This window comes from Pseudarthrobacter sulfonivorans (genome assembly GCF_024391045.1).
Lineage (GTDB): Bacteria > Actinomycetota > Actinomycetes > Actinomycetales > Micrococcaceae > Arthrobacter > Arthrobacter sulfonivorans_B.
The window spans coordinates 88,269-115,165 of sequence record NZ_JANFCZ010000008.1 but is presented as its reverse complement, the minus strand read 5'-3'; the positions used below and the strand labels follow the sequence as shown (position 1 = coordinate 115,165).

Annotated in this window: 24 protein-coding genes; 7 read left to right on the top strand and 17 right to left on the bottom strand. The window is 66.2% G+C overall.

Going from position 1 to position 26,897, the window contains the following annotated elements; genetic code table 11:
• Window positions 1-2: 2 nt before the first annotated feature.
• The 9 genes from nagA to NQJ30_RS07665 all read right to left on the bottom strand — a co-directional run bounded on the left by nagA (window position 3) and on the right by NQJ30_RS07665 (window position 11,828).
• The gene (nagA, locus tag NQJ30_RS07705; protein ID WP_374113230.1) at window positions 3-1,274 is read right to left on the bottom strand and encodes an N-acetylglucosamine-6-phosphate deacetylase; all 1,272 of its coding nucleotides are present in this window, start codon (window positions 1,272-1,274) and stop codon (window positions 3-5) included.
• The gene (locus NQJ30_RS07700; protein WP_255769262.1) at window positions 1,271-1,954 is read right to left on the bottom strand and encodes an N-acetylmannosamine-6-phosphate 2-epimerase; all 684 of its coding nucleotides are present in this window, start codon (window positions 1,952-1,954) and stop codon (window positions 1,271-1,273) included. The genes nagA and NQJ30_RS07700 overlap by 4 nt, the downstream gene beginning before the upstream one ends.
• Before the next feature lie 58 nt (window positions 1,955-2,012).
• Window positions 2,013-2,960: an ROK family protein gene (locus tag NQJ30_RS07695; RefSeq protein WP_255769261.1), complete on the bottom strand. Its 948-nt coding sequence runs from the start codon at window positions 2,958-2,960 to the stop codon at window positions 2,013-2,015.
• 382 nt (window positions 2,961-3,342) lie between these two features.
• Window positions 3,343-4,272 (bottom strand): dihydrodipicolinate synthase family protein, encoded by a 930-nt coding sequence (locus tag NQJ30_RS07690; protein WP_255769260.1) that lies wholly within the window; start codon window positions 4,270-4,272, stop codon window positions 3,343-3,345.
• Between the two features lie 47 nt (window positions 4,273-4,319).
• Window positions 4,320-5,126 (bottom strand): ATP-binding cassette domain-containing protein, encoded by an 807-nt coding sequence (locus NQJ30_RS07685; RefSeq protein WP_255769259.1) that lies wholly within the window; start codon window positions 5,124-5,126, stop codon window positions 4,320-4,322.
• The gene (locus NQJ30_RS07680; protein ID WP_255769258.1) at window positions 5,123-7,258 is read right to left on the bottom strand and encodes a dipeptide/oligopeptide/nickel ABC transporter permease/ATP-binding protein; all 2,136 of its coding nucleotides are present in this window, start codon (window positions 7,256-7,258) and stop codon (window positions 5,123-5,125) included. The genes NQJ30_RS07685 and NQJ30_RS07680 overlap by 4 nt, the downstream gene beginning before the upstream one ends.
• A gap of 3 nt (window positions 7,259-7,261) precedes the next feature.
• The gene (locus NQJ30_RS07675) at window positions 7,262-8,218 is read right to left on the bottom strand and encodes an ABC transporter permease (RefSeq protein ID WP_255769257.1); all 957 of its coding nucleotides are present in this window, start codon (window positions 8,216-8,218) and stop codon (window positions 7,262-7,264) included.
• Window positions 8,219-8,314: 96 nt separating this feature from the next.
• Entirely contained in the window at window positions 8,315-9,937 is a 1,623-nt protein-coding gene (locus NQJ30_RS07670; protein ID WP_255769256.1) for an ABC transporter substrate-binding protein, read from the bottom strand.
• Window positions 9,938-10,070: 133 nt separating this feature from the next.
• A complete protein-coding gene (locus NQJ30_RS07665; protein WP_255769255.1) occupies window positions 10,071-11,828 on the bottom strand; it encodes a sialidase family protein in 1,758 nt (585 codons plus the stop codon).
• 63 nt (window positions 11,829-11,891) lie between these two features.
• Between NQJ30_RS07665 and NQJ30_RS07660 the strand changes: the two genes are divergently transcribed.
• Both NQJ30_RS07660 and NQJ30_RS07655 read left to right on the top strand, forming a co-directional pair.
• Window positions 11,892-12,851: a carbohydrate kinase family protein gene (locus NQJ30_RS07660; RefSeq protein ID WP_255769254.1), complete on the top strand. Its 960-nt coding sequence runs from the start codon at window positions 11,892-11,894 to the stop codon at window positions 12,849-12,851.
• Window positions 12,852-12,874: 23 nt separating this feature from the next.
• Window positions 12,875-13,516, top strand: coding sequence for a DNA alkylation repair protein (locus tag NQJ30_RS07655; RefSeq protein WP_255769304.1), 642 nt, complete (start codon window positions 12,875-12,877; stop codon window positions 13,514-13,516).
• Between the two features lie 56 nt (window positions 13,517-13,572).
• Here the strand turns inward: NQJ30_RS07655 and NQJ30_RS07650 are convergent, their stop codons facing one another.
• The 3 genes from NQJ30_RS07650 to NQJ30_RS07640 form a co-directional block, all read right to left on the bottom strand.
• Window positions 13,573-14,028 (bottom strand): GNAT family N-acetyltransferase, encoded by a 456-nt coding sequence (locus NQJ30_RS07650; protein ID WP_255769253.1) that lies wholly within the window; start codon window positions 14,026-14,028, stop codon window positions 13,573-13,575.
• Between the two features lie 64 nt (window positions 14,029-14,092).
• Window positions 14,093-15,370 (bottom strand): pyridoxal phosphate-dependent aminotransferase, encoded by a 1,278-nt coding sequence (locus NQJ30_RS07645; protein WP_255769252.1) that lies wholly within the window; start codon window positions 15,368-15,370, stop codon window positions 14,093-14,095.
• 86 nt (window positions 15,371-15,456) lie between these two features.
• Window positions 15,457-16,650, bottom strand: a complete 1,194-nt coding sequence (locus tag NQJ30_RS07640) for an ABC transporter substrate-binding protein (RefSeq protein WP_255769251.1) — start codon at window positions 16,648-16,650, stop codon at window positions 15,457-15,459.
• Between the two features lie 322 nt (window positions 16,651-16,972).
• On the opposite strand from NQJ30_RS07640, the gene NQJ30_RS07635 reads away from it, so the two are divergent.
• A complete protein-coding gene (locus NQJ30_RS07635; protein ID WP_255769250.1) occupies window positions 16,973-18,205 on the top strand; it encodes a glycoside hydrolase family 26 protein in 1,233 nt (410 codons plus the stop codon).
• 21 nt (window positions 18,206-18,226) lie between these two features.
• On the opposite strand, the gene NQJ30_RS07630 is transcribed toward NQJ30_RS07635, so the two are convergent.
• Entirely contained in the window at window positions 18,227-18,385 is a 159-nt protein-coding gene (locus NQJ30_RS07630) for a hypothetical protein (RefSeq protein WP_255769249.1), read from the bottom strand.
• Between the two features lie 3 nt (window positions 18,386-18,388).
• Window positions 18,389-19,510 (bottom strand): glycosyltransferase, encoded by a 1,122-nt coding sequence (locus NQJ30_RS07625; protein WP_255769248.1) that lies wholly within the window; start codon window positions 19,508-19,510, stop codon window positions 18,389-18,391.
• Between the two features lie 261 nt (window positions 19,511-19,771).
• On the opposite strand from NQJ30_RS07625, the gene NQJ30_RS07620 reads away from it, so the two are divergent.
• The 3 genes from NQJ30_RS07620 (at window position 19,772) to NQJ30_RS07610 (ending at window position 21,774) form a co-directional block, all read left to right on the top strand.
• The gene (locus tag NQJ30_RS07620; RefSeq protein ID WP_255769247.1) at window positions 19,772-20,590 is read left to right on the top strand and encodes an HAD family hydrolase; all 819 of its coding nucleotides are present in this window, start codon (window positions 19,772-19,774) and stop codon (window positions 20,588-20,590) included.
• 198 nt (window positions 20,591-20,788) lie between these two features.
• The gene (locus NQJ30_RS19040) at window positions 20,789-20,944 is read left to right on the top strand and encodes a hypothetical protein (RefSeq protein WP_308215158.1); all 156 of its coding nucleotides are present in this window, start codon (window positions 20,789-20,791) and stop codon (window positions 20,942-20,944) included.
• Between the two features lie 83 nt (window positions 20,945-21,027).
• Window positions 21,028-21,774 (top strand): glycerophosphodiester phosphodiesterase, encoded by a 747-nt coding sequence (locus tag NQJ30_RS07610; protein WP_255769303.1) that lies wholly within the window; start codon window positions 21,028-21,030, stop codon window positions 21,772-21,774.
• A 38-nt stretch (window positions 21,775-21,812) separates the two neighbouring features.
• Here the strand turns inward: NQJ30_RS07610 and NQJ30_RS07605 are convergent, their stop codons facing one another.
• The 3 genes from NQJ30_RS07605 to NQJ30_RS07595 form a co-directional block, all read right to left on the bottom strand.
• Window positions 21,813-22,865, bottom strand: a complete 1,053-nt coding sequence (locus tag NQJ30_RS07605) for an EAL domain-containing protein (RefSeq protein WP_255769245.1) — start codon at window positions 22,863-22,865, stop codon at window positions 21,813-21,815.
• Between the two features lie 198 nt (window positions 22,866-23,063).
• Window positions 23,064-24,599 (bottom strand): putative bifunctional diguanylate cyclase/phosphodiesterase, encoded by a 1,536-nt coding sequence (locus tag NQJ30_RS07600; protein WP_255769244.1) that lies wholly within the window; start codon window positions 24,597-24,599, stop codon window positions 23,064-23,066.
• A gap of 95 nt (window positions 24,600-24,694) precedes the next feature.
• Complete coding sequence (locus NQJ30_RS07595; RefSeq protein WP_255769243.1) at window positions 24,695-26,395, bottom strand: ATP-binding protein; 1,701 nt, start codon at window positions 26,393-26,395, stop codon at window positions 24,695-24,697.
• Window positions 26,396-26,447: 52 nt separating this feature from the next.
• On the opposite strand from NQJ30_RS07595, the gene NQJ30_RS07590 reads away from it, so the two are divergent.
• Entirely contained in the window at window positions 26,448-26,834 is a 387-nt protein-coding gene (locus NQJ30_RS07590; protein WP_255769242.1) for a DUF7793 family protein, read from the top strand.
• Window positions 26,835-26,897 lie beyond the last annotated feature (63 nt).

Below are 26,897 nucleotides of genomic sequence, written 5' to 3'. Positions count from 1 at the left end.
CTCTAAGCGTCCAGCACTTGACCTGCGCGCATGACCAGGACACGTTCAAACTCATCGTTTACCACCACGACGTCGGCACGCAAGCCGGCGCGAAGGCTCCCGATGTTCTGTTGCTGGCCGATGATTGCGGCCGGAACGGCAGTCGCGGACAGGACTGCAGCGGCCGGTTCCACACCCGCGGCGATCGTCCGGCGCACCACGTCCAGCAACGTTGCCGTCCCGCCGGCGAGGGTACCGTCGCCGAGCCGGGCCACGGCACCGCTGACGGAAACAGATGCCGGACCGAGCTCGTAGTGCCCGTCGGGCAGCCCGGTGGCAGCCATCGAGTCGGTCACCAGGACCACGTTTTCCGGGCCCACCAGCTCGAACACCATCCGCACTGTTTCGGGGTCCAGATGCACGCCGTCGGCAATCAGTTCGACGGCGACTGTGCCCGCGCCAGCCAGCCGGAGGCACGCGGCGACGGGACCCGGGCTGCGGTGATGCAGCGGCGGCATCCCGTTAAAGAGGTGCGTGATGGTGGGGCGCGACGCCGGTCCCTGCACGGATAAGGTCAGCAACTCCGCCGCGTGGGTGAGGGAGGCACCCGTCGTGCGCGCATCCGCATCAGTATGGCCCAGCGACGGCGTCACACCGTTCTCGGCGAGCATCCGCACCACCGCGTCGGCGCCGGCAAGTTCGGGCGCGTAGGTCATGGTCCGCAGGTGGCCGCCGGCGGCCCCGATCAGTTCGGCGAGCAACTGGAGGTCCGGTTCGCGCAGGAAACGGGGATCCTGCGCGCCGCAGCGTGCATGGGACAGGAACGGGCCCTCGGAGTGGATGCCCGCGATGAGCCCCTCGTCGGCCATGTGGCGGAGCGTTCCCATGCTCCGCAGCAGGTCCTCGCGGGAAGCAGTCACCAGGCTCGCGAGCAGCGTGGTGGTGCCGCTGCGGTGCAGGAATTCGACGGCCGTGCGTGCGGCCTGGATGTCGCCGCTGGGGAAATCACCGCCCGCAGCGCCGTGGCAGTGCAGGTCAACGAGGCCGGGCAGGATCACGCTTCCCGGCGGAAGTTCCACTTCCTCAAGGCCCGGCAGCAAGGATTCATCCAGCCCGGCGCGCGGGCCCACATACGCGATGCGCCCGGCCGTCACCGCGACGACGGCGTTGTCCAGGGACATTCCGTCCGTCAGGACTGTCCCGGACAGCAGGTAGCCCCCGGAATCAGCACCGTCCTGCCGGGCAGGTTCCTGCTGGGTGGGTTCCGGGGGTGTCTGTTCCGGCAGGGGAGTCACTTCAGGGCCTCGGCGAACCAGCCGGTGATGGTGGCCGGGTGGGTGATGGCAGTACCGACGACGACGGCGAACGCACCCGCATCGAGGCACTGCCGGGCCTGGTCGGGGGTGTGCAGGCGTCCTTCGGCGATGAGGGGCGCCGCGAAGCCGGCGGCGGCGATCTGTTCGATCAGCTCCAGGTCGGGGCCGTGCGTTTTGGGGCGCTCGCCGGAGTAGCCGGACAGGGTGGTGCCGATCAGGTCCGCCCCTGCTTCGACGGCGGCAGCGGCGTCGTCGAACGAGCCGCAGTCCGCCATGACCAGTGCGTGGGATTCTGCGTGGATGCCCGCCACGGTCTGGGCGAACGTCAGCCCGTCCGGCCGTTCGCGGCGCGTGCCGTCGATCGCGACAATGTGTGCACCTGCGTTAGCCACCGCCAAAGCGTGGCGGAGCGTGGGAGTGATGAAAACGCCGTCGTGCCCGTCCTTCCAGAGCCCGATGACCGGAACCTCCACGGCTGCACGCGTGAACTGCACGTCGGCCAGGCCCTGGACGCGGACAGCGACAGCGCCGCCGATCACGGCGGAGGCGGCAAACTGTGCCGTGGTGCGGGGATCGCGGAGGGGCTCGCCCGGGTACGCCTGGCAGGACACAACCAGCTGGCCGCGGAGGGCTTCGAGGGCTTCGGGGGTCAGGATCACTGTCGGTTCCTCTGGAGGTTTGACGGGCGGTTGGGGCGAGGTACTGAGGACGATGGTGTCAGGACGGGGAAGTGAGAACCAGGCGTGCGGCCCCCACCATGGCGGCCGCGTTGCCGAGTTTAGCCGGGAGGACGGGCAGCCCGGCCAAAGCAGGCAGGAGCTCGGCGCGGAGGGCACGTTCCATGGGGCGCCACCAGGGGGCTCCGGCGTCGGAGAGGCCGCCCGAAACCACCACCACCTCCGGGTCAAGGATGTTGGCGAGCCCGCCCACGGCCTGCCCGGCAGCACCGGCCCCGATGCCTACGGCCGTGATGGCAACGGCATCGCTTCCGCCGGCCAGGGCAAAAACTGCGCGGGCGTCTGCCGGGTCCGCCGTGCCGCCCAGCCGCAGGTACGTCTCGCGGATGGCCGGCCCGGAGGCGATGGCCTCAACGTGCCCGGCTCCGCCGCACACGCAGGGCACCGCAGCGCCCTCGTGGAATGCATAAGGTGAGGCAAAATGCCCCACATGCCCACCCACGTAGCGGTACCCCAGAACGGGCTGCCCGCCGAGCACAAAACTGCCCCCGACGCCGGTGCCGAAGGCCACCAGGAGCGAGCTGGCGGTGCCGGCAGCGGCCCCCATCCAGGCCTCCCCGAGGGCATGCGCATGGACATCGTTGACAGCCCGGACAGTCTCCGGCCCCAAGCCGAGCCGGGCGGTCAGCCCGGCAGTCAGCTCCGTCCCGGCCCAACCGAGGATCGCGTCGGTAGCCGAAACCACCACCCCGCGCCCGGCATCAATTACGCCGGCAGAACCAACACCAACCCCGCTGACATCCAGACCCTCTGCTTGAGCCTTGGACATCAGCGATGAAACCAGCGCAGCAGTAGCATCCAAAATGGCGTCCCCGCCATCCCGGTTCAGCGTAGGGACAGTCGCCGAAAACAAGACCGACCCATCCCCGGAAACAACCCCGGCAGCAGTCTTAGTACCACCAAGGTCAACACCGATCGCGTACTGCATTTCACTCCTGTGTCCCGTCTGGTGCGGGTTAGGTTCGTTGTGGCTGGGTCGGTGCCAAGTCCGGGCCTTGCCGGCCCTTAGACACCTCCCGACGTCATCTTCCGGTCGCTGGGCGACCTGCAGACGACTCTGGTCGGCGATGCGGGCCTACGCAAGACCCCGACTTGGCACCCTTGGCGTTCGGCTCACCTTCTGAGGAGCGGACCGCCGGGAAGGTGACATCCCCATCCAGCGTTTGAGGGGTTGTTTTGCGTAGTCCCGCATCGCCGACCAGAATGCTGCGGAGGTCGCTCAGCGACCGGAGCGGCATGGCGGGAGGTGTCTAAGGGACGGCAAAATGACGCCTCAAACGCGACCCAGCCACGCCACCAGCCCAGGTGACTTAGACCAGCCCGTTGCGTTCGAGGATTACCCGGATCGCCTTGGTCTCGTCCTCGTCCAGGGCGAGCATGGGGGCGCTCATGACGTTGGTCTTGATGACTCCCATGAGCTGGAGGGCGGTCTTGAAGGCGCCCAGACCCGCGGCGTTGCCGGACACGCGGCCGGCCTTGGGGGTGTAGACGATTTCGAAGACGTCGGCCAGGCGGTCCTGCTCGGCGGCGGCGCCGGCCCAGTCGCCGGCAACGGCGGCGTCGTAGAGGCGCCGGTAGCCGGCCGGGTCAACGTTGCCGAGGCCGGGCACGACGCCTTGGGCGCCGCCCAGGAGGGCTCCGTCCACTACTACTTCGTGGCCGGTGAAGATGTCGAAGTTGGGGATGTCCTTGGCGGCCAGCAGCAGCTGGCGGAAGGACACGTCGTCGCCGGAGGAGTCCTTCACGCCGGCAATGACGCCGTCGCGGCCCAGCTCAACCAGCAGGTCGGTGGGCAGCTTGAAGTGGGTGCGCACCGGCACGTCGTAGGCGAAGACGGGGACGTCGATGGCGGCGGCGATGGAGCGGAAGTGGCGGCCGTTCTCCTCGGCGTTGCTGATGGCGTAGTACAGGCTGGTGGCAACGATCGAGTCGGCGCCCAGGGCGATGACGCGCTTGGCTTCTTCGATGACGCGGTTGGTGGTCTGTTCCACGGCGCCCACGATGACCGGCACCTGGCCGGCGTTGACGCCTGCCACGGTCTGCACCACGAGGTCGCGCTCGCTGTTGGTCATGTGGGTGACCTCGCCGGAGGAACCCAGGACGAACAGGCCGGACACGCCGCCGTCGAGCAAGTGCCTGGTGACGTTTTCAAGCGACGGCACGTCGATGGCACCGTCGGCGGTGCGGGGGGTGACGACGGGCGGGATGACGCCCTGGAAGCGGGAAGCGGCGGTGGTCACAGAGTTCTCCAAATATTGATGGTTAGACGAAAAATGTTGGGGGGGAGTCAGATGTGGAGCAGGCTCGGCGCGGCGCCCAGCAGCTTCTTGGTGTAGTCGTTGGAGGGGTTGTCGAAGACCTGCGCCGCGGTGCCCTGTTCGACGATTTTGCCGAAGTACATCACGCAGATGCGGTCCGAGACGTACCGGACGGTCTGGATGTCATGCGAGATGAACACCATGCCGAGGTTCAGCTGGGTCTTCAGGTCGGAGAGCAGGTTGAGTACCTGGGCCCGGACGGAAACGTCCAAGGCCGAGGTGGGCTCGTCCGCCACGATGATGTCCGGGTCCAGGGCTAGGGCGCGGGCGATCGCCACACGCTGGCGCTGGCCGCCGGAAACCTGCGACGGCGTGACCTCGGCCGCGGACTGCGGCAGGCCTACCAGCGCAAGCAGTTCCTTGACTTTGGCCGCACGCGTTGCTGCGGTGCCGATGCCGTGGATCTGCAGGGGGTCGGTGAGGATGTCCTGCACGGTCATGCGCGGGTTCAGTGCGGTGGCCGGGTCCTGGAAGACCACGGACACGGAGCGGCCAAACTCCTTGCGCATGGCGGCGTTGCGCTTGATGGCGGGTTTGCCATGGAAGAGTACCTCGCCCGACGTCGGCGGCTGGAGTCCCACAAGCACCGACGCGAGGGTGGACTTGCCGCAGCCGGACTCGCCCACGATGCCCACGGTTTCGCCGCGGCTGATGATGAAGTCCACGCCGTCCACCGCTTTGACGATGTTGGGCCGGAAGAGCTTGCCGCCACGGGCGTGGTGGTAGACCTTGACGTCCTTGAGTTCGATGACCGGCTTGCCGGTGGAAATGCTCACTTTGCGTCCTCCTTCAGGTGGCTCGCCCAGAAGTGGTCGGCATCCCCGCCGCCGGCGGATGACACCGCGGTGAGAACCAGTTGCTGGTTGGGATCGGCGTCGGCCCGCAGGGAACGTGCCGCGAAACGGTCACCCGGGGCGAAGTCGCGCGGGGACGGGACGGTGCCGGGGATCTGGTGCAGCCGGACGGCGTCGGCCTCGATGGAGAGGACAGCGCCGAGGAGGCCGCGGGTGTACTCGTGCCTGGGGTTCTGCAGCAGCTCCGAAGCCTGCGCCGATTCCACCACCTGACCCGCGTACATCACGGTGATGCGGTGGGCCAACGAGGCCACCAGGGCAAGGTCATGGCTGACGAACACCATGGCGAAGCCGAGCTGTTCGCGCAGTTCGTTGAGCAGGTCCACCACCTGTTTCTGGACAGTGACGTCCAGTGCGGTAGTGGGCTCATCGGCCACCACGATCTTCGGCGAGCGGGACAGAGCCATGGCGATCAGGACGCGCTGGCGCTGGCCGCCGGAGAGCTCGTGCGGGTAGCTGGCGAGCGTCCGGACGGGATCGAGTTTGACCAGTTCCAGCAGCTCGGCCGGGGTTTTCCGGCCGCCGCGCTTGGTCAGCTGCTCCATCTGGTCTTTGATCTTCATGGACGGATTCAGGGAGCTCAGCGCGTCCTGGTAGACCATGGCGATCTGCTGGCCGCGCAGGCCTTCGTAGGCCTTGATGCTGCTGTGCTTGGTGGCCGGGTCGAGCAGTTCCTTGCCGTCGAACTTGATGGAACCGGTGACCTCGGCGGTCTTGGGGAGCAGGCCCATCACCGCCAGGGACGTGATGGATTTGCCGCAGCCGGACTCGCCCACCAGGCCCATGGTTTCGCCTTCGCGGACGGTGAAGGAAACGTTGTCCACGATCGCGGTGGTGCCGAAGCGGCCCGGGAAGCGGATGGACAGGTTCTTGACCTCGAGGACGTTCCGCGCGCCGGCCGGGATCTGCGGGAGGCGGTCGGTGCGCTTGGCCTCGATGGCGGAGAGCAGTTCCAGTTCCCGGTCCAGCAGCAGGTGGGGGTTCGCCGCGGCGAGCTTCGCATGTGCAAGGTCCGCGCCCTCGGTGTAGCGCTCCTCGGTGAGGACGTCGCCGTGGGCGGCGCGGACGCCGTCGAGCTCGTGCTGCTCCACCACGGAGGACTGGGCAACGGAGGTGCCGATTTCCGTATCGACGGCGGCACTTGCCGCAGCGCCGGACACCACAGCCGCCGAACCGTCGTCGTCCTTCACTGCCGGTGCCTTGCGCAGCTTCGGGTTCACCATGGCGTCGGTGAGGCCCTCGGCGAGGATGTTCAGCGACAGCACGGTGAGCAGGATGGTCACGCCGGCGAAGGTGGTGGCCCACCAGCCGCCGGACAGGACCAGGTTGCGGCCGTAGGAGATCACGTTGCCCCAGGACGGAGCGGGGTCCTGGACGCCGGCGCCCAGGAAGGACAGCGAGGCTTCGAGGATGATGGCGTCGGCCACCATCACGGTGGCGAACACCAGCACCGGGGCGGCGGTGTTGCGGACAATGTGCTTGAGCAGGATGTAGAACCGGCCGGCACCGATCACGCGCTCGGCGCGGACGTAGTCCTCGCCGTACTGGGCGAGCACGTTGGCGCGGACCACGCGGGCCAGCTGCGGGGTGTAGATGATGGCGATCGCGATGATGATCGTGGGGACGGAGTTGCCGAACGCCGCCAGCAGCACGGCGGCCAGGGCGATGCCCGGGAACGCCATCAGGATGTCCATCAGCCGCATGATCAGCTCGTTCACGGCCTTGCTGGAGGTGGCGGCGAAGGAGCCCAGCAGGGCACCGGCGATGATGGCCAGGGCCACGGCGCCCAGACCGATCATCAGGGAGGACTGCGCACCGAAGAGCAGGCGGGAGAAGATGTCACGGCCCAGGCGGTCGGTGCCGAAGAAGTGCTCGGCGCCGGGCGGGGTGGCCGGGATGAAGGTTTCCAGGGGATCGTGCGGTGCGATCACCGGGGCGAACACGGCGGCCAGCACAATCATGATGAGGAAGAGGAGCGCGATGCGCGAGCCCCAGGGAAGGGCTTTGAAACGGATGCCCGGGGCACTGAGCCGTTCGGCCAGCTTGCTACGCATGAGCTATACCGTCCTGATTCGGGGGTTGATGAGCAAGTACAGGAGGTCCACCACGATGTTCACGAGGACAAAGGTGACCGAGATGGTGAGCACCACGCCCTGGACCAGGTTGATGTCCAGGTTGGTGATGCCATTGAGGATCAGCTGGCCCATGCCGGGCAGGGCGAAGATCATTTCAATCACGACGGCGCCGCCCAGCAGATAGCCCACGCGCAGTCCCAGCACGGTCACCGGGGTGACCAGGGCGTTGCGGAGGACGTTGCGGGAAACCACCTCGCGGTAGGGGACGCCGTTGCCGATGGCGGTCCGGACGTAGTCGCGGTCCAGTTCCTCCACCATGGAGGTGCGGACCACGCGGATCAGCGAGGCGGAGACGGGGATGCCGAGCGCGAGGGCCGGGAGTGCCATGGAGTTCAGCCAGCCCCCAAAACCGGATTCCGGCGTCGCGATGCCGCCGGAGGGGAACATCGGGTTGGTGCCCAGGGCGAACCACTGGATCAGCAGGATGCCCAGCCAGAACGACGGCGTGGCGATCGCGGCGATCGAGAAGACCCGGACCAGCTGGTCCTGCCACTTGTCCCGGTACAGGGCGCCGAGGATGCCGAAGACCAGGGACACGACGATGGCGATGAGGACGCCCAGGAAGGTCAGCTGCAGCGTCAGGGGGAACGCGGAGCCGATCATGGAGGCAACCGACTTGGCCGGCGGGGTGGTGACGCCGAGGTCGAACTGCAGCAGCTTGCCGACGAAGCGGAAGTACTGCAGGACCAGCGGATCGTTCAGGCCGTTTTCCTGGCGGTACTGCTGCTTGGCTTCCTCGGAGGCGCCGTCACCGAGGGCGGAGCTGGCCTGGTCGCCGGGCGCGGCCTGCAGGACAAGGAAGACGAGCAGGGTGATGCCCAGGATCATCAATGGCAGTGCTGCGAGTCTGCGGCCGAGCAGACGCAATATCGTGACCAATTTGTTCTCCGGTTTGTTGGGGAGTGCAGAGCGCGGGGCCTGCCGGGCGTTCCCTTGGGGGCGGGTCGCCGGGCAGGCCCCGCAGTACGTGGGCTGCTAGGAGGTGCGTCCGACGTCGATGAACGACATGCCGGTGGTGGGCAGCGGCTTGAAGCCGTTGAGCTTCTTCTCGTCCCAGGCGGAGGGCAGCTGGCGGTGGAAGATCGGGTAGAGGGGGAGTTCCTCGGAGACCAGGTCCACGATGTCGCCGGTGATCTTCTTGGCGTCCGCTCCGGCGGCCTGCGAGCCCTTGTTCATCAGGTCCTGCAGCTGGGCGCGCTCCGGGGCGGTCCAGTAGGCGCGCTTTTCCATCCAGGTGGCGCCCGAGTAGAACCAGCTCAGGAGCAGGTCCGCGTCGTTGCCGAAGACCGACGGGTCACCCGGTGCCGCAACCACCGTGTAGTCGCCGGTGCCAACGCGGTCCGTGTACAGGGCGCCGGACTGGATGCTCTTCACGGAGGCCTTGACGCCCGGGATCTTGTTCCAGGATTCGAGGATCAGCGGGGCAACGTCCTTGACCCAGGCGGTGTCCGTGGTGAGCAGTTCGAACTCGAGGCTGGTGACGCCGGCTTCCTTGAGCAGGTCTTCAGCCTTCTTGGCATCGTAGCCGTAGACGTTCTTGGCCTTGATGTAGTCCGGGTGGCCTTCCTGGAAGTACGAGCTGGCCGGCTTGGCATTGCCGAACAGGGCCTTCTTGATGATGGCGTCCTTGTCCAGGCCGTAGTGCAGGGCCTGGCGGACCAGCTTGTTGTTGAACGGCGCCTTGTTGCAGTTGAACATCAGGAACATCAGGCCGAACGACTGCACCGACTCGACCTTGACCTTGGACTTCAGGCCGTCCATGTCCAGGTAGGGGACGTCCTCGATGGCCTGGACGCGGCCGGACTGGACGGCGGTGACGCGGGCGGCGGCATCGGAGAGCAGGAGCCAGGTCATGCCCTTGGCCAGTGCCGGCTTGGGGCCGTTGTAGTCGGCGAACGCTTCGAAGACGATCTTGTCGTCCTTGACGGCGGAGATGAGCTTGTAGGGGCCGGTGCCGACGGGGGCTGCGTCGAAGGCCTTGAGGTCCGTGGCCAAGGCCTTGGGGACGATCTTGACCACGGAGATGCGGGGGCCGAAGCCGGGGAATGCGTACTTGAGGGTGAACTCAACCGTCTTGGCATCCACGGGCTTGACGTCCTGGATGAACGGAATGAACTGGGAGAACAGGGACTTGTTCGCCGGGTCCATCACGCGGGTGAAGGAGAAGGCCACGTCCTCGGTGGTCACCGGGGCGCCGTTGTGGAACTTGGCTCCGTCGCGGATGGTCACCTGGTAGGTGGTGTCGTTGACCTTCTTGGGGTCTGCCGCGGCGAGGGCGTTGTACGGCTCGCGCGTGGCGGGGTGGAGTTCGACGAGGCCCTCGAAGATGTGCAGGTTCGCGGCCATCGGCGTGGCACCGGAGGAGCTCAGCGGGTCGAAGCCGGTGGACAGGGCGTAGGAGATGCCCGCCTCGATGGTGAGGTCCTTGTTGATGGCGGCGGTGTTCGCGGAGCTGCCGGTGGTGGTTGCCGCGGGGCTGCCGCATGCGGCAACGGATGCGGTGAATGCTGCGGCAGCACCCATGGCACCGGTCAGCTTGAGGAAGTTCCGGCGGCTGGCGTCATTGACCAGCGGCAGGTTTTTAAGGGTTTCGTTCATGAGTGCCTCGCCATTCCAGAAGGTTTATCGGATGTAGGACGTCCGAGCTCGTAGGATGACTGTAAGTCGGATCACAGCGTCCCGTCAAGCGCCCACCCCTCCACCGGCGCCCCTGCCGGGGACGCTCTCTCACTTAATGGGGCTTTTCCGCGAACGCTCTCTCATTTAACGTGGGTTTTGGGCCGACGCTCTCGCAGTCTCCCGCCGCGACGCCACCGCTGCGGGTATCAAAAGTGAACGCACGACGGCGGCGCACGGCCGTGGTGCCCCGCTCGGCTGCCAGGTCGAAGACGACGTCCGCGCGGCCGCGTGCCACGTCCGCATCGGTGACGGTGTAGCCGGGAGTGAAGTAGAGGGTTTCCTCGCCCGGGCCGAGGTTGGCCACGGGGAAGGCCTCCGCGCCGGGGCCGGAGAGGCGGACGCCCGTCACCGGCTCGGGGCCGTCGTTGCGCGCCCGGCCCGTGAACGCAAGGATGTCCCCGGGTTTGTAGCCAGGGATGATCGGTCCGTAGTTGAGGTCCTGCGCTTCCCTGGTACCGATCACCTGGGCCGCCTCGGCAGTGTAGCCCTGGCCGATTTCCTTCCAGGTGTGGACGGCCCATTCGGCAGCGACGGAGGGCATCACGTGGAAGTCCCCAGAGTTCTGCCAGACGGCCGGCCGGCCGGGAGTGATGGAGCGGAGCACCATGTCGAACGCCAGGCTGGCGTCCTCATCGGCGGCCGGCTCGAACGCTCCGGGGTCAGGAGGGCCCGCCGTCAGCTGTGCTGTCAGCTGTTCCGCCGGCACGGACACGAAGACGATCTCCCGGTAGCCCTGCCGCTCGTAGAGGACGCCGATGTTGCCGTTGGGGAGCCGGGCGGCGGTGGAGTAGGCAGAGCTGCCCGGGCAGAGGACCAGCTTGGCTGGCCAGCTGTGGCCATTGTCCGTGGAGAGGCTCAGGACGGTGTTCCGCCGTAGGGCCGTGTCCTGGTTGTTGGTGGCCAGCAGCCAGGCATCAGTGCCTTCGTCGGCCAAGGATGCCACCGACGGCAGGCTATCGAAGCGAACCAGCGATCCGTTGTCGCCCGGGTCCGGGAGGTCCTCAACCGGAACCAGCGCACCCCAAGTGGCGCCGCCGTCGTCGGACTTTGCGGCAAGGCGGCGCGGCGTGCCGCGGCTGTGCAGCAAAAGCCGGCCGTCGGCGAGGGTGGTCACCTTGTTTTCATTGGGACTGAAACCATGCGTGCCCGCGCCGATCAGTTCCCCGAGCGTCCAGGTCTCGCCGTGGTCGTCGCTGAAGGCGGAGGCGGCCATGATCTCACCGCCGGCGAGGACCACGTACTGCTGCACCAGCCGTCCGCGGAACGGCCCGGTGTGGATCTGGATGCCCTGGCCCGCCGCGGCGAAGATTCCCGTGATGTCCGGTTCGTCCGGGCGTGTCCGGGGCCGGAGCTTGAGCTGCGCGGTGATCCGGCGGTGCTGCCAGGTCAGGCCGTCGTCGTCGGAGAAGCTCAGGTCGCAGTGTTGAACCTGGTCGTAGGGATCCGTGCCGGCCACCGCCTCGAAGAAGCCGGCGTGCGTTCCGGCGGCGTGGAACATAAAGATGCGGCCGGTGTCCATATCCACCAAGAGGCTGGGATCGCCGTAGCCGTTGAGGCCGCCGCCGGTGCGCACTACCTGCTGGGGTTTCCAGGTCTTGCCGTTGTCCGTGCTGCGCCGGAGCAGGAGGTCGATCGGGTTGGGCAGGTCGTCGAGGTTGGGGCGTCCGTCGTACGCGGCCAGGACCGTGCCCTGCCACGAGACGGCGAGGGCCGGGATGCGGTATTGGCGGTAGCCGCCAACGCCCCGGACCGCGAGGACGTGCTCGACGGCTGGCGCAGCTGCCATCATTGGCAAGACATGGGATGTCATATCTCCATGCTAGGGGATGAACGCAGCCTGACTCGACCCGGGTCTCTCTGGCAGAGTATGAGCATGCTCACTGTTATCGGCGAAGGCCTTGTTGATGTTGTCCAGCGCGGCTCCGGAATCGAGGCCCACGTGGGCGGCAGCCCGCTCAACGTCGCGGTGGGGCTGGCGCGCCTGGACCATCCCGTGCAGTTCATTGGGCGGTACGGCCGCGACGCCTACGGGGACGCCGTCGCCGCCCACCTGCGGGCCAGTTCGGTGATGCTGCCGCAGGGCCCCGATGACCTGCCCACCAGCGTCGCCACCGCGCAGATTGACGACGACGGCGCCGCCACCTACACGTTCGACCTCGCCTGGGAGCTTCCCAACCTGGCGGACCGGCTCGCGTTTATGCTGCAGGGAACCACCCTGCTGCACACAGGCTCCATCGCCACGATGCTGGCGCCCGGCGCCGCGGACGTCCTCGCCGCCGTCGAACACGCCCACCCTTCCGCCACCATCAGCTTCGACCCCAACTGCCGTCCCAGCATCATCACCGACGTGGAATATGCGCGCCGGCAGGCTGAGAAGTTCGCCTCCCTGGCGGATGTTGTCAAGGCTTCGGACGAGGATCTGGCGTGGCTCTACCCGGGCGCTGACGTGCTGGAATCTGCCCGGCGCTGGCTGTCCCTTGGCGGCGCGGAGGGACCGGCGATGGTGGTGGTCACCCGCGGGGCGGCCGGGCCGTGGGGGATTACAGCTGCCGGTGAGGTGGAGTGTCCGGCGCCGGAAGTGGACGTGGCGGACACTGTGGGTGCGGGGGATTCGTTTATGGCGGCGCTGCTCTCCGGCATTGTTGACCGCGGCCTGGACGGCGCGCAGAACCGGGAAGCACTCCGCGGACTGCCCGCCGAAGGCCTGGCCGAACTCCTGGCCCATGCCTCCCGCGCGGCCGCGGTGACCGTCTCCAGGCCGGGGGCCAACCCGCCCACGCGCGCGGAGCTGAACGCTGTTGCGGAGCTCAACGCCGGTGAGGAGGAGCTGTGACCGGGACGACGGTGGACGAGCTGATGACCGAATTGGCCGCGCTGGAGGAGCCCAGAGCCCGTGAGGTGAATGCACGGAACGGGGACGATCACGGGGTGAACCTCAGCAAGCTGCGGGCGGTTGCCAAACGGCTCAAGACCCAGCAGGACCTTGCACGTGAACTCTGGGCAACCGGAGACACCGCGGCAAAGTTGTTGGCTCTGCTGATTTGCCGTCCAAAGGAATTCGGGCGCGACGAGCTGGACGCCATGCTGCGCCAGTCGCGCACGCCCAAAGTGCAGGACTGGCTGGTGAACTACGTGGTGAAGAAGAGCCCGCACGCGGAGGAACTGCGCGTGGCCTGGTTCGCCGACCCGGATCCTGTGGTTGCTAGTGCCGGCTGGGCCCTGACCACAGAGCGGGTGGCGAAGAAGCCTGAAGGACTGGACCTCACCGGGCTGCTGGACATCATCGAGGCGCAGATGCAGGCCGCTCCGGATCGCCTGCAGTGGGCCATGAACCACTGCCTGGCCCAGATCGGGATTGAGCACGCCGAGTACCGTGCCCGTGCCCTGGATATTGGAGAGCGACTGGAGGTGCTGAAGGACTACCCCACACCGCCCAACTGCACCTCGCCCTTCGCGCCCATCTGGATCACGGAGATGGTGAAGCGGCAGCAGCCATAACGCCCAATATCAAGGCGGAAGAGAACGGACCCACCGTCGACGTGAGCCGGGACGCTCTATCTGGCTGCCTCAAAAAGGATCAGCTCTGACTCCCCGTGATCAGCGGTCACCCCGTGAATTTCCGCGAACCTGGCGACAGGGTGGAAGCCCAGAACCTCGTGCATAGTGATGGACGCGTCGTTGTGTTCGTTCGCGAAGTAATAGGCGCTCGCGGCCCGGGCCCAGATCCATTCCATCCGGGCCCGGGTAAGGGCTGCACCTACTCCTTGCCGCCGAAAACCCGGCACCACCACGATGCCGCCCAGATAATGGCCTGCGGGCACGGCGCCGTCCGGGTCCGGATGGAAATGCGTTTTGGCCACGCCGATGATCCCGCCTGCCGTCACGGCCGCCAGAACGAGCCGGTCGCTCCGCGGGATGATCGAATCTTCGGTCCAGCGTTCGCGCCCGCTGGCATCGCATACCGCCTGCACCTGGTGCAGGTCGTCGGCGGTCACTTCACGAATTTCCATTAGCACAGCGTATTGGGCGAACTGAGGCGCATCACTCGCGGCCGGTCCCTTCGGAGCCGCGGTGTTATTCGGCTTGCGTTGCCGCCGGCGCCCCATCCGCTGGCGCGCTGCCAACCGTCTTGTGGACCTTGGTGCGGTAGCTGGCCAGGAAGGTAGCGATGCGGCTGACCGCGTCCCTGATATCGGTCTCGGCCGGAAGGATGACGAACCTGAAGTGGTCGGGTGTCGGCCAATGGAACGCGGTTCCGTGGGAGACCAGAATCTTTTGTTCCTGAAGGAGATTGATCACGAACTGCTCGTCGTTGGCGACGGGGTAAAGCTCAGGGTCCAGCCTGGGGAAGAGATACATCGCCCCCGCCGCCGGGACACAGCTGACGCCGGGGATCCCGTTGAGCAGCCTGCACGCCAGGTCCCGCTGTTCGCGCAGCCTCCCGCCGGGCTTCACGAGGTCGTCAATGCTCTGGTAACCACCAAGCGAGGTCTGGATGGCGTGTTGTGCCGGGACGTTGGGGCAGAGCCTGAGTGAGGCCAGCAGTTCGAGCGATTCCCGGTAGGCTGCCGTGGCGCTGCGCGGGCCGGTGACGGCGACCCAGCCCGCACGGTATCCAGGCATCCTGTAGGCCTTGGACAAGCCGGAGAAAGTGAGGACGGGTATGTCTTCGGCAACAGAGGCGGTGTGGATATGGACCGCGTCCTCGTAGAGGATCTTCTCGTAGATTTCGTCAGAAAAAAGCACCAGGTCATAGCGTCGGGCGAGGTCCGCGAACTGTTCGAGAACACGTCGTGGATAGACGGCGCCCGTCGGGTTGTTGGGGTTGATGATGACGATGGCCCGGGTGCGGTCGGTGATCTTCGCTTCGACGTCGGCCATGTCCGGCCACCAGTGGTTTTGCTCATCGCAGGCGTAGTGCACCGCTTCACCACCGCTGAGCATGACCGACGCGGTCCACAGAGGGTAGTCGGGTGAGGGAATGAGGACCTGGTCTCCGCTTTCGAGGAAGCCCTGGAGCGTCATGGAGATGAGTTCACTGACGCCGTTGCCAACGAAGATATCCTCGACACCGACCTGCATCAGGCCCCTGGTCTGGTAATACTGCGAGATGGCAGTCCGCGCCGAGAATATTCCTTTGGAATCGCTATATCCCTGGGCGCCGCGCAGGTGGTGGATCATGTCCACCACGATCGATTCGGGTGCCTCGAGGCCGAACGGCGCCGGATCTCCCAGATTCATGCGCAGGATGCGGTGTCCTTCAGCCTCCATTTGCTTCGCAATGTGCTGGAGAGGCCCCCGCAGGTCATATCGGACATTCTGCAAGCGGCTGGAATTCTGCATGGGACGCATGCGGCATAATTTCATGAACTCGTTGCTGGGACCAACAATGCGCGCCGCCGTGACGCAGGTACGGGCGGATCAGTCCCCGGCCACAGTTACTCCTTGCCCAACCCCGCAGCTGAGGTCTTGTCGCCGGTGACGCTGTTGAGCGCGGTGAGGTCGAAGATGCCGTTGATATCCGCCTGCTTGGTGGTTCCTGCTGTCACGCCGTCGGCCAGCAGCTTTTGGTAGGTTCCGGCCAGCGGGTCCACGGTGAACACGATGTTCTTCAGGGACCGGTCAATCACGTCCGGCTTCAACTCGGCGCCGGCCGCTTCCTTCAGGGCGGCATTGATGACGGTGGCTTTCTCGCCGGCCGCGGCGTTGTTCAGCCAGTCGACGGACTTCACGTGGCCGCGCAGGAGGGCCTGCACGGTGTCCGGGTGTTCGGCGGCGAACTTCTTGTTCACGATCAGGATGGTGGTGGGGAACTCGCCCGGCTTTCCCGAGAGCGACCCGTCCCACAGGTCCTTTTCATCCACCAGGACCTTCGCCCCGGCGGTCAGCACCAAACGGGACGCCCACGGCTCCGGCAACCACGCGCCGTCGAGCTTTCCGTCCTGGAACAGCTTCAGCGTCTGCGCATTCTCCGTCGGATTGATGGCAACGTCGCCGCTGCCGTCCACGTTCGTCTTGAAACCCTGGGAGGACAGCCACGCACGCAGCGCCACGTCCTGCGTCCCGCCCAGCTGCGGCGAGGCAAGGGTCTTGCCCAACAGGTCCGCCGCCGACGAAATCCCGGGGCGCACCACCAGCTGCGCCCCGCCCGCAGCGGCGCCCGCAATGATGCTCACCGATTCGCCGCCGCTCTTGACGAACGAGTTGATCGCCGGATTCGGGCCGATATAGGTGGCGTCAATGGCCCCGGCGTTCAAGGCCTCGATCGCGGCCGGCCCGGCATTAAAGACCTGCGTGCTCAGCTTCGTCTCACCCAGTTCCTCGGCAAGGAAACCCTGGCCGACACCCACCAACGCGGGAGCATGCGTCACGTTCCCGAAGTAGCCAAGCTTCAACTCGGCCGCGGCGTTACCCGGAGCTGCTACGGAGGCGGCGGGGGCAGCGGCGCTGTTGGTGACCGCTGAGGCGACGGCCACTCCGCCGCCCACCAGGGCCAGGACGGCGGCGGCGATGCCGATCTTCAGGCCTAGCGGCCGCTTAGGGGTGGCTGACTGTCCGGCCACAATGCGGGTGGAGGCCGGCTGGTCCTGGGGACTCTTGCGCTGGGGACTCTTGTCTTGGGAATCGGGCACAGTATTTCCTTTGCTGGTGGACGTGTTGAGATGACAGTACGGACGGCCCCCACGCGCCACAACGGCACCGGACACGGGCGTTCACCGGGCGTCGCGAAGGCTCAATACGGCGTAGCACAGCGTCAAAAAGGCGGCACCGGCCCAAGGTCCGTTACACGGGTGCGGGGCCACGCGGACACGCCGCGAGGCACAGTTTTTCCGCAAAGTTCGATCAAGCCATGATCAACTTCAGCGCATGGCCTTTACGATCAGGCATGTGCCGCCCGGCGCACCTGGCCGGCAGCGAACCTGGCTGCCATGACGATTTTGGGGACCGACCGCAGTGTTCACATCCATAAAGACATCGATTGCGGCAGTGGCCGCAGGCCTGGGCCTGGCACTGGCCATGACCGTGCTCCAGCCCGTGGCCGCCCAGGCAGCGGCGGGCTATATTTCCTTAAGCCCCGCCACAGGGCCCGCCGGATCCTCCATCACGGTCACCGGCAGCGGTTTCAAAGCCTCCACCTCGGGGACCGTGATCATTGGATCCGCTTCCTTCCCGTTAAGAACGACGTCGGCCGGTACGTTCAGTGCCCCTGCCACCATTCCGGCGGCGGCCACAGGCAAAGTGACGGTCACAGCCAAGACCTCATCAGTCCAGGGGTCGGCCGTGTTCACCGTGACCGTGGCTACCCCGGCAGTGCCCCCGGTCAGTCCGGCCAGGCTGCATTTCGGGGCTGCGACGCCGGGAGGACCCTTGGCCGGTGCCGAGCTCGACGAGGTGGCCGTCCTCGCCGGGGAGTCGCCGTCCAGCGTGCTGTTCTACAAGGACTTCCTACAGCCTGCGCCCATTGCCGAAATGAACGCAGCCCGAGCGCGTGGCGCCGTGCCGCTGGTGACCTGGGAGCCCTGGGCCTGGGGTGGAGGCGCAGTGCAGCCCGCTTACGCCTTGGCCAGGATCGCTGCCGGTGACTTCGATGCCCACATTGCGCAGTGGGGACAGGCGCTGGCGTCGTGGGGCTACCCGGTGCAGCTGAGGTTCGCCCACGAAATGAACGGCGACTGGTACCCGTGGTCCGAAAGCGTCAACGGCAACCGGCCTGGTGACTATGTCCAGGCGTGGCGGCACGTTCACGATGTTGTCGCGGCCCAGGGGGCAACCAACGTGTCCTGGGTGTGGAGTCCCAACGTCCCTTACTACGGGTCCACTGACCTCGCCGGCCTCTACCCCGGCGCGGGCTATGTGGATGTCGTGGCCTTGGACGGTTACAACTGGGGCACTTCAGCGTCATGGAGCGCCTGGATCTCGCCGCAGGACCTCTTCGCACCGGGAATTGCCCAGCTCCGCGCCTTGGCTCCCGGCACACCCATCCTCATTGCCGAGACGGCATCCAGCGAAGCCGGCGGGGACAAGGCGGCCTGGAACACGCAACTGGTCTCCTACCTTGCCGCGCAGCCGGATGTGGCGGGTTTCGTGTGGTTCAACATGCAGAAGGAAACTGACTGGCGGATCAACAGCAGCAGCACGTCGGCCGCGGCGTTCAAGAACGCGCTGCGGGCCCGGCTCGCGTCCTGACGTCAGCCGGGCCCGCCGGTATCAGGGCTTGACCTTGCTGTCCTTGCGGAGCAGCGCCAGCAGGGCCACCCCGATCAGCATGACGCCCAGGGCGGTGAGCAGTGAAGAGCCGACGTTCAGCCCTGTATAGGCCAGGGCTGCTGCTCCGGTGGCGGGAACGGCGGCGGTCATTCCGTACATAATCTAAATATCCTCTGCTGTGTATTGCGCTTCCCAACGGTCGATGCGCCGCCGGGTGATTTTTGTGGTGAGGACTGCGCACCAGGAGGCAAGAAACCATCCCGACCGCAGCCACATGAACAGTTCCTGGGGGAAGAATGTTGCGGCCATCAGGATGTCTTTCCAGTCCCGGTGCGGGATCCGCAGCGCCCGTTTGACGTCAAGGCTGATAAAAAGCACGGGAACCAGCCACCAAAAAAGGACGAACCTGAAGACCCCGAGGGTGAGCGACAGGACGATGACGGCGATCCACAGAAACTTCAGGAACACGCCCAGCAAGCCCATCGCCTGCTGCCCCCAGTCCCGTAGTGTCAGCCGGTTGATGCCCAGGTCAAGGAGGTCCTCGACGGTGCCCACCTGCCACTTCATCCTCTGGCCCCACAAGGCCTTGATGGTCTTCATGGAGTCGGTGTAGGCGCGGACGTCGGGGGAGACCTGGCAGACGTACCCCAGTTCGCGGATGCGGTAGGTCAGCTCAAAGTCTTCCACCTGGGAGGTATAGACCCAGGGGCCTTCACGGTCATCGCGGGCTGCGATCTGCCGCAGGACCCCGTTGTTGATGGCACACCCCGTTCCTGCCAGAACACTGGTCTGGCGGCGCCGGAGCGCGGTATCGGTCCAAGTGGCAAACTCGGCCTTTTGCAGCCTGCTCAGAAACCCCGGGTCCTGCATGGTGAATTTTGAGGACGATCCGCCCAGCCGTGCTGCCCGGCGTCCCGTGAACTCCCGTTCCCAGGCCGCGAGGGCGTTGGGCGGAAGGACCGTGTCGGCGTCGAGGCACACCACCACGTCAGCGTCGTAGGCGTACCTCGCCCACGCCCGGTTCAGTGCCTCCGACTTGCGGTGCTCCAACCGGGGCAGCTCCATCACGGCGACGGGGTACTTTCGGGCTACCGACGCCGTTGCGTCCGTGCATCCATTGGGGATAACAACCACCAGGTCCGCCGGGCGGCACTGGAGCATCAGGCCATCAAGGGTCGCCCCGATCGACCCGGCCTCGTTGTAAGCCGGGACGAGGACCACAACCTTCAGGGCCCGCTGAACGGCGGACGTGCTGGTCGGGGTCGAAGATAGGGTGAGCTGCATGGAGGGCTCCTTAGCTAGGTGTCAGGCCCCCCATTGGGCCGCAAATTCATTCTTCAAACGGCCACTCAAATTTCACCCCCGCATATCCTCAAGCTTTTATTAAGCTCTCCTTAAGTTCCTTGAGCCTCAACACGCATCTGACCTGCGAAAACACATTTCCTTCGGCCCCCGGCTGAGCCAAGGCTCCGCGTGGTTGTGGAGGCCGGGGAGAAGGGTGGCGGGCCGGTTCGGGATGCCCGCCACCGCACGTAGACTGAAGGAATGCGGCTGGTAGCAAGCGATATTGACGGAACCATCCTGGGGCACGACGGGAAAATCAGCGACCGCACCGTCCGAGCCTTCCACGCCTGCCGGGAGGCCGGCGTCGAGCTGGTTTTTGTCACCGGCCGGCCGCCGCGCTGGCTGCACCCGCTGCAGGACCAGCTCAGCCACACCGGAACCGTGATCTGTTCCAACGGCGCCGTGGTGTGGGACCTGGAGGCGGACCGGCTAATCTCCGCCCGGACGCTGAGCCTTGATGCCGTCCGGGAAGCACGCCGGATCATCAAGGCCCTGCGGCCCGCCTCGCTCTTCGCCGCGGAAACCCTCACCGGGTTCCATCTGGAACCGGGTTTTATCGCGAACGGCTCCAGCGAACTGCTCGCCGAATTCACCCCCGCCCCGCTGGCTGACACGCTCACCGCGGATGACGCCGTCGTGAAGTTCCTTGCGATCGTCAGGGAAGGCACCCCGGACGACTTCCTCGCGGAGGTCCGCCCCGCCGTCGCGCACCTCGCCTACGCAACGCACTCCGCACCCAGCGTGGCCATGCTGGAACTATGCCTTCCCGGCGTCAACAAGGCAGTCACCCTCGCCGAATACGCCAAGTCCCTGTCGATCGATGCCGCGGACGTCGTGGCGTTCGGCGACATGCCCAACGACGTCGAGATGCTGCGCTGGGCAGGCAACGGATATGCCATGGCAAGCGGTCACCCGGACGCCATCCGCGCCGCAGGCCAGCAGGCACCCCACTTCGACGACGACGGCGTGGCGCAGATTCTTGAGGCCAGGCTCGCGGGGCTCGGGCTGGACCTGCGCTGACCGGCAACAGCCACGCGTCTGCACAGCTTCCGCTCACCTCACGTTCACTTTCGCCACCTAGAGTGGGCCGCGCGGCATACACCATCCACAGCTTGAGGGGAAGTCATGGCAAGGAACGGCAACCAACGTAGGCCCGAGGCGCCATTGCGGCCGGCAGAGCCGGCCGCGCACTGGAAGGCACTGAAGGAGGGCGACCGCGTGCGTGTGCTCCTCAACCCAGGTTACGAAACCGGAGGCCTCGTGGACGCCATCACCTCGGACTACACCTCAGTGTGGGTGAATCTCGACGGTGGCCTGGGGCGCACGATGCTTCATTGCAGCGATGGCGTGGAGATCGTGCCGCAGGAGGCATAGCGGGCAGCTTCCGGTACGCTCGCAGCGTGACCGAGCGGTATTTTGACTCTTCCGGTGATGCCTCGCGGCCGCGCCCCATCGCCATGGCCCACCGGGGCTTCTCCCGGGAGGGGCTGGAAAACTCGATGGCCGCGTTCCGGGCCGCCGTGGACCTCGGGTACCGGTACGTCGAAACCGATGTCCACACCACGTCCGACGGCGTGCTGCTGCTCTTCCACGACGACACCCTGGACCGGGTCACCGATGGCCTCGGCCGCATCTCAGAACTGACTGCCGCCGACGTGGCGGCCGCCAGGATCGGCGGTGCCGAGGCGGTGCCGCTGTTCGACGAACTCCTCACGGCGTTCCCGGACGTGCGGGTGAACCTGGACATCAAGGACTGGGGCTCGGTGCGTACCCTGGCCGCCGGCATTGAACGTCACGGCGCCCATGACCGTGTCCTGGTGGCAAGCTTTTCAGACCGCCGGCGCCGGGCGGTGCTGAAGCTGCTCAGCCAGCCGGTTGCCTCCTCGGGCGGGGTGGTGACGAACGGGCTGCTTGTGCTGCTTGGGCCGGTCCTTCCGCTCCCGCTGCTGCGCCTGGTGCTCCGGGGGCCGTTGCGCGACGTCCAGGCGTTGCAGGTCCCCGTCCGGCAGGGGACGATCCGCGTGGTCACACCCGGTTTCATCCGCCGGGCGCACGCCCTGGGGCTGGCAGTTCACGTGTGGACCATCAATGATCCGGCCGAGATGCGCCGGCTGCTGGACCTTGGTGTGGACGGGATCGTGACGGACCGCGCGGACCTCCTGAAAGAGATCCTGCAGGAGCGCGGCGAATGGCCCTCCGGCTGAGCACCTGGCAGGCCGGGCTCAGTGCCCGTCAGCGCCCGTCAGCGCCCGTCAGTGCCCGGGATAGCGCGGCCCGAATCGGCGGAAAGGTACCGGAGCTCATCGGGGTCGAGGGGAACATTCCACGCGGCCCAGTCCTTCGGACGCACGGAGGGCCTGCCCAGCAGGTAGCCTTGCCCGGCGCTGAAACCCAGCTCGGTCAGCGCTGTCAGTTCGTCGGCGGTTTCCACGCCTTCCGCCACCACCACGCTGCCGATCTGCGTGGCAAACTCCACCATGCAGGCGGCAACGGCATGCTGCGTCGGGTCCCGGTCCACTCCGCTGATGACGCTTCGTCCCAGCTTGATGAAGTCAGGGCGTAAATGGAGCATCCGGCTCAGTGTGCCGGCACTGGAATGCGAGTCATCGATGGCAATTCTTAGCCCGCGTTCCCGCAGCGGAGTAATAGCGGAAATGAAATGCGAGTATTGATCGTCGGGAATTCCATCCGTCAATTCGAGAACGATCCGCCCTATTGGCAACTCAATGTGGTCAAACAATTCCGGCAGGCGCGGATCGAGGCACGATGCGGGCGAGATGTTCATCGCGACATAAAGGTGCTCCGGGAGATTCGCGGCGGCCAGGGCTGCAGAACCGAGGGCTGAGAATTCGAGGTTGGCACCCAGGCCCACCGCTGCAGCCTCGGCAAACCACAGTTCAGCACCCGCGCCGTCGTCACTGACAAAGCGGGACAGGGCCTCAACACCTACCACACTCCTGGATTCCAGCCCGTAAATCGGCTGGAATGCGGTCATCAGCATCTGGTTTTCCAGCAGGGCGCTGATTCTGGACAGGCTCCGCAGCGCGTCCAGCCGCTCGGCAAGATGCGGCGGCACAGCGCTCAGCGGTTGCGCGGAGCAGGCCGTATCCCGGGCGCCCTCCAGCGCGGCATCCTGCTGCCTGCGCTCGAGGAGGTACTCCAGCAGGGCCCGTTCCGGGACCCCGGGATTTTCGCCCAGGCGGTTGCTGAGGCGCTGCCGAATGGCCGCACCCGCAGGATCCTGATCCGCCAGGACAGCAGCGATAACTCCCCATGCTTGCACGCGAACAGTCATTAGCGACGCCCCCAGTTGACGAAGTAATGGCACGCTGGCCGTTTAATTTTCAAATTTGCCGTTGCTTTCCGGAATTCGATACTTCTGATTTAGGCCGATGTCCCCCAACTCTCCCCCGACGCGAAGAATCCATACCGTAAGTAGATGGTATATCGGGACACCCCAAAAGCGCAGCCCCAAACGATGCGGCCCAAACGATTAAGTGCGCATACCTTCGGCTGAACTCCTGGCCAGGAGATCAGGGATCTGTTCGGGCGAAACAGGTTTGCTGAAGTAGTACCCCTGCGCGCTGAGGCAGCCCAGGTTCCGCAGTTGCTCGGCCTGCACCTCAGTTTCCACACCCTCCCAGACAGCCTCCAGTCCGCAGGCCCGTACCAGCTGCAGGACAGCGGCCACCAGCGCGGGCTGGCTGGGATCCGTACCCAGCCCCTCGATCAGTGACCGGTCCACCTTCACCCTGTCCACGGGGAGCCTGCGCAGGTAGCTGATGGATGAGTAGCCGGTCCCGAAGTCATCGATCTCGATTCCGACTCCAAGCCCCCGCAGGCCGCCCAGCGAGTACCGGTCCAGCTCGTTGCCCCTGACGATTGCCGCTTCCGTCAGTTCGAGGACCACCTGCTCCGGCCGGACGGCCGTTTCCCGGAGCACGCCGCGGACGTCCTCGATGAACTGCAGGCTTTGCAGATCGGTGGCGGAGATGTTGATCCGCACGGAGAAGGAACTGTCCACCAGCGCATCGTCAACCCAGCGGCGCAACTGGTGCACCGCCGTCGTGAGGACCCAGAGGCCGAGCTCGGAGATCAGCCCGGCATCTTCGGCGATTGGAATGAACTCGTCCGGCATGATGAGTCCCCGGGTGGGGTGCTGCCAGCGGACAAGGGCTTCCACGCCTTCAATCCTGCCCGTGTCCAGCTCAATCACGGGCTGGTAATGGAGCATCAGCCCGTCGCCCTTGACCGCGGCCCGGAGATCGTCCAGGAGTTGGCTGCGCAGCCTGCGGACCAGAAGGAGCCCGGGCTCGAACACATGGAGCCTATTCTGGCCCTCGGCCTTCGAGGCGTACATGGCAACATCGGCTTCCATGAGTAGGTCGTCCGGGGACCGCCCGGGCTCCCCGACGCTGAGCCCGAGGCTCGCCCCGCAGCGGATGGTCCGGTCGGGCAGCTCGATCGGTTCCTTAAGGGCGGCCAGGACGCGCTGGCCGACGACGGCCGCCTGGTCGGCGCCCGTGGCAGGCATAACAATGGCGAACTCGTCCCCGCCCAGCCGGGCGACAACGTCAGTATTGCGGACCGCGCCGCGGATGCGCCGTGCCACAGTGGTCAGCACCTGATCCCCCGCAGCGTGGCCCAGGCTGTCGTTGATGGACTTGAAGGCATCCAGGTCAAGGAGGAGGATCACGGGCTGGCCGCCGGCGGCGTCGTGGTCCTGCGCGGACTTCAGAGCGGCAAGGAGCGCCGACCGGTTGGCGAGGCCGGTGAGGGGGTCCTGCATGGCCATCTTCTGCATTTCGCGGTGTGCCTCGTGGAGGAGCTGGGTGCGGTCCTCAACACGCTGTTCAAGTTCCTCGTAGATGATCTGCAGGTCCTCGGCCAGGAGGTTGGTGCCCATGATGATGGCATCGAGTTCGTCACGGGCGGGCGAGACCTCAATCCGGGACTGGAGATCGCCGGAGGCAAGCCGGACAATGCCCTCCAGAAGTTGCGACAGCCTGGGGTCGTCATCGGCGAACAAGGGGACCTCCTTTCCGGGGACCATGGTGCTGCGGTTCAGGAATTCTGCGGTTCAACGGGCTGTGTTTCAGGGGCTCTTTGTTTACGGCCTGTGTGTCAGAGGGTCCGGGCCGAATGTCTGTCGAGCGGGAGCCGCACCGTGACTGTGGTGCCCAGGCCAAGCTCCGACGCCACGTCGATGCTGCCGCCGTGGCGATCCATGATGTCCTTGGTAATGGCAAGCCCCAAACCGGTGCCCGGCACCGCGCCGGACATGGCATTGGAAGCCCGGTAGAAGCGCGTGAAGACGTGGGCCAGCTCGTCCTCGGAGATCCCCATCCCGGTATCGGAGACGCTCACAGTTGCCCAGCGGGTGCCGTCGGCTTCGGTCTCGGAGCTGCTGCGGACGTCGATCCGGCCTCCGCCCGGCGTGAATTTGATGGCGTTGGAGACCAGGTTGGTGAATACCTGCTGCAGCTGGACTTCGTCCGCCATGATGTTGAGGTCTTCGGCGGTGGGGGCCAGCACGATGCTGACGTTCTGCAGCTTTGCCAGCGGGGTGAGCGCGGCCGTGACAATCTTCAACGTCCGTGCCAGCCGGACCGGCGTCAGCTGCAGCGGGCTGAGCTCGTGGCCGTTGCGGGAGACACTCAGCATGTCTTCGATCAGCAGGCGAAGCCGTTCCGTATTCCGGACCACAATGTCCAGCATCTGGTGGACCTCGACGGACACCGGATCCGAGGTGTTCTCCTGGATCATGTCCAGGTACGCCATGATCGACGTCAGCGGGGTGCGGAGTTCGTGATTGACGGTGGCCAGGAAGTCGGTCTTGGCCTTGTCCAGCTGGCGGAGCTGCTTGACCACCTGCTGCTGGCTGGTGATCAGGTGGCTCTGGATGAGGCCGTGGGCCGCGTTTCCCGCCACATGCTGGATGAGGCCAAGCTCTGCCCGCGACCATTCCCTGGGGGAGTCCAGCAGCGCAATCCAGATGATGCCCAGCGACGAACTGCCGTCACCCATCGGCACGGCAACGTATGCTGCCGGGTTCAGGGCCGCCAGCTCGGCTGGAAGCTCGGCGTCATCGGCGCTGTCCGGCGCCCCGCCGTTCGCGGTCAAAGGCTCTGCCCGCGACCAAAGGTGGTCCGCTGCCGCGCGTGCGTCCTCGGTGGCGAACAAGGCCGGGGGCAGTGGCGACAGCCCCGCCCGGTGCCACTGCGCGGTGATCAGGGGCACCTTGTCGTCTTCGAACGTGGCGAGGCAGACCCGGTCCGCGCCGAACGTCTCCCCGAAACCCGCCACCACAAAGTCGGCGATCTTCTGGGGGTCGTTGGTGCCGCGCAGTGCCGCCGAAACCTGGCGCAGGCTTTCGCGCAGTGTCTCGGCCTCGTGCCGCCGCTCGGCCCGGCGGGACACCAGGTTGATCAGCGCGGTGGCCCGGTGGATCAGCTCCTTGGCCGCGGGCGGTTTCGCAATGCAGTCCCGCACGCCGGTATGCTCCACGGCCTTGACCTCGGACGGACTGTCCAGGTCCACAAGCGCCAGGACAGGAGCCGCAACGTTGATATCGGCCAGGGAACTGTCCAGGACCAGCACCGAGGGCGCGGCGTCCTCCAAGATCGCGGACAGGCCGGCGGCATTACCGGCGGCGCGGACCGCGAAACCCGCAGCCTCCAGCGAGGCGGCTACAAACTGCCGTCGCCCGGAGTCCGGGTCCGCGACCACGGCCAGATAGGGCACGGTTGCTACATGTGGAGTGTCCGCTGGCAACCCGTCCCCCTCGCTGCTGGTCAGGAACCGTTCAGTCCTGAATGAGTACATTGTAGGGTGACGGGGCATAGCTGGCCCCTCTTAGGAAGCGCGGAGGGTAATCGTGACGAATCAGCCTGCAGAAGGTGTGAAGGCGGAGCTGTCGTTGGATGGACAGGGTGTTCTCCAGCTGAAGTGGCCCCGCGCGGCCTCCATATCCCAGGCCGACGCCGAAGCGGCAATGCTCGGCGTGAATGAACTGTGCGGGGAACTCCGTCACCCCATGCTGGTGGATATGGCCACGACGGCGCAGGTCAGCCGCGGTGCACGCGCCGTTTTCGGCAGGCCGTGCCAGGCGTCCCGCATAGCCCTGCTGGGCGCATCGCCCGTGGACAAAGTGCTGGCCAACTTCATCCTGGGCATCAACAAGCTGCCCTGCCCCACGCGGTTTTTCACGTCGAGGCAAGAGGCCACCGACTGGCTGTTGAAGGACCAGCAGGCCGTCGCCTGAAACGCGCGGACCGTCCAGGCGACGGCGCGGGGCATTCGGGGACCTATATTTGAACGGTGCCCT

Bases quoted from the DNA above. Each gene is read 5' to 3' on its own strand.
- NQJ30_RS07665 (WP_255769255.1), bottom strand. From the start codon at position 11,828: ATGACATCCCATGTCTTGCCAATGATGGCAGCTGCGCCAGCCGTCGAG.
- NQJ30_RS07650 (WP_255769253.1), bottom strand. From the start codon at position 14,028: ATGGAAATTCGTGAAGTGACCGCCGACGACCTGCACCAGGTGCAGGCG.
- NQJ30_RS07630 (WP_255769249.1), bottom strand. From the start codon at position 18,385: ATGTACGGAATGACCGCCGCCGTTCCCGCCACCGGAGCAGCAGCCCTG.
- NQJ30_RS07620 (WP_255769247.1), top strand. From the start codon at position 19,772: ATGCGGCTGGTAGCAAGCGATATTGACGGAACCATCCTGGGGCACGAC.
- NQJ30_RS07680 (WP_255769258.1), bottom strand. From the start codon at position 7,258: ATGCGTAGCAAGCTGGCCGAACGGCTCAGTGCCCCGGGCATCCGTTTC.
- NQJ30_RS07660 (WP_255769254.1), top strand. From the start codon at position 11,892: ATGCTCACTGTTATCGGCGAAGGCCTTGTTGATGTTGTCCAGCGCGGC.
- NQJ30_RS07605 (WP_255769245.1), bottom strand. From the start codon at position 22,865: ATGACTGTTCGCGTGCAAGCATGGGGAGTTATCGCTGCTGTCCTGGCG.
- NQJ30_RS07695 (WP_255769261.1), bottom strand. From the start codon at position 2,960: ATGCAGTACGCGATCGGTGTTGACCTTGGTGGTACTAAGACTGCTGCC.
- NQJ30_RS07655 (WP_255769304.1), top strand. From the start codon at position 12,875: ATGACCGAATTGGCCGCGCTGGAGGAGCCCAGAGCCCGTGAGGTGAAT.
- NQJ30_RS07610 (WP_255769303.1), top strand. From the start codon at position 21,028: ATGGCCCACCGGGGCTTCTCCCGGGAGGGGCTGGAAAACTCGATGGCC.
- NQJ30_RS07645 (WP_255769252.1), bottom strand. From the start codon at position 15,370: ATGCGTCCCATGCAGAATTCCAGCCGCTTGCAGAATGTCCGATATGAC.
- NQJ30_RS07625 (WP_255769248.1), bottom strand. From the start codon at position 19,510: ATGCAGCTCACCCTATCTTCGACCCCGACCAGCACGTCCGCCGTTCAG.
- NQJ30_RS07670 (WP_255769256.1), bottom strand. From the start codon at position 9,937: ATGAACGAAACCCTTAAAAACCTGCCGCTGGTCAATGACGCCAGCCGC.
- NQJ30_RS07595 (WP_255769243.1), bottom strand. From the start codon at position 26,395: ATGTACTCATTCAGGACTGAACGGTTCCTGACCAGCAGCGAGGGGGAC.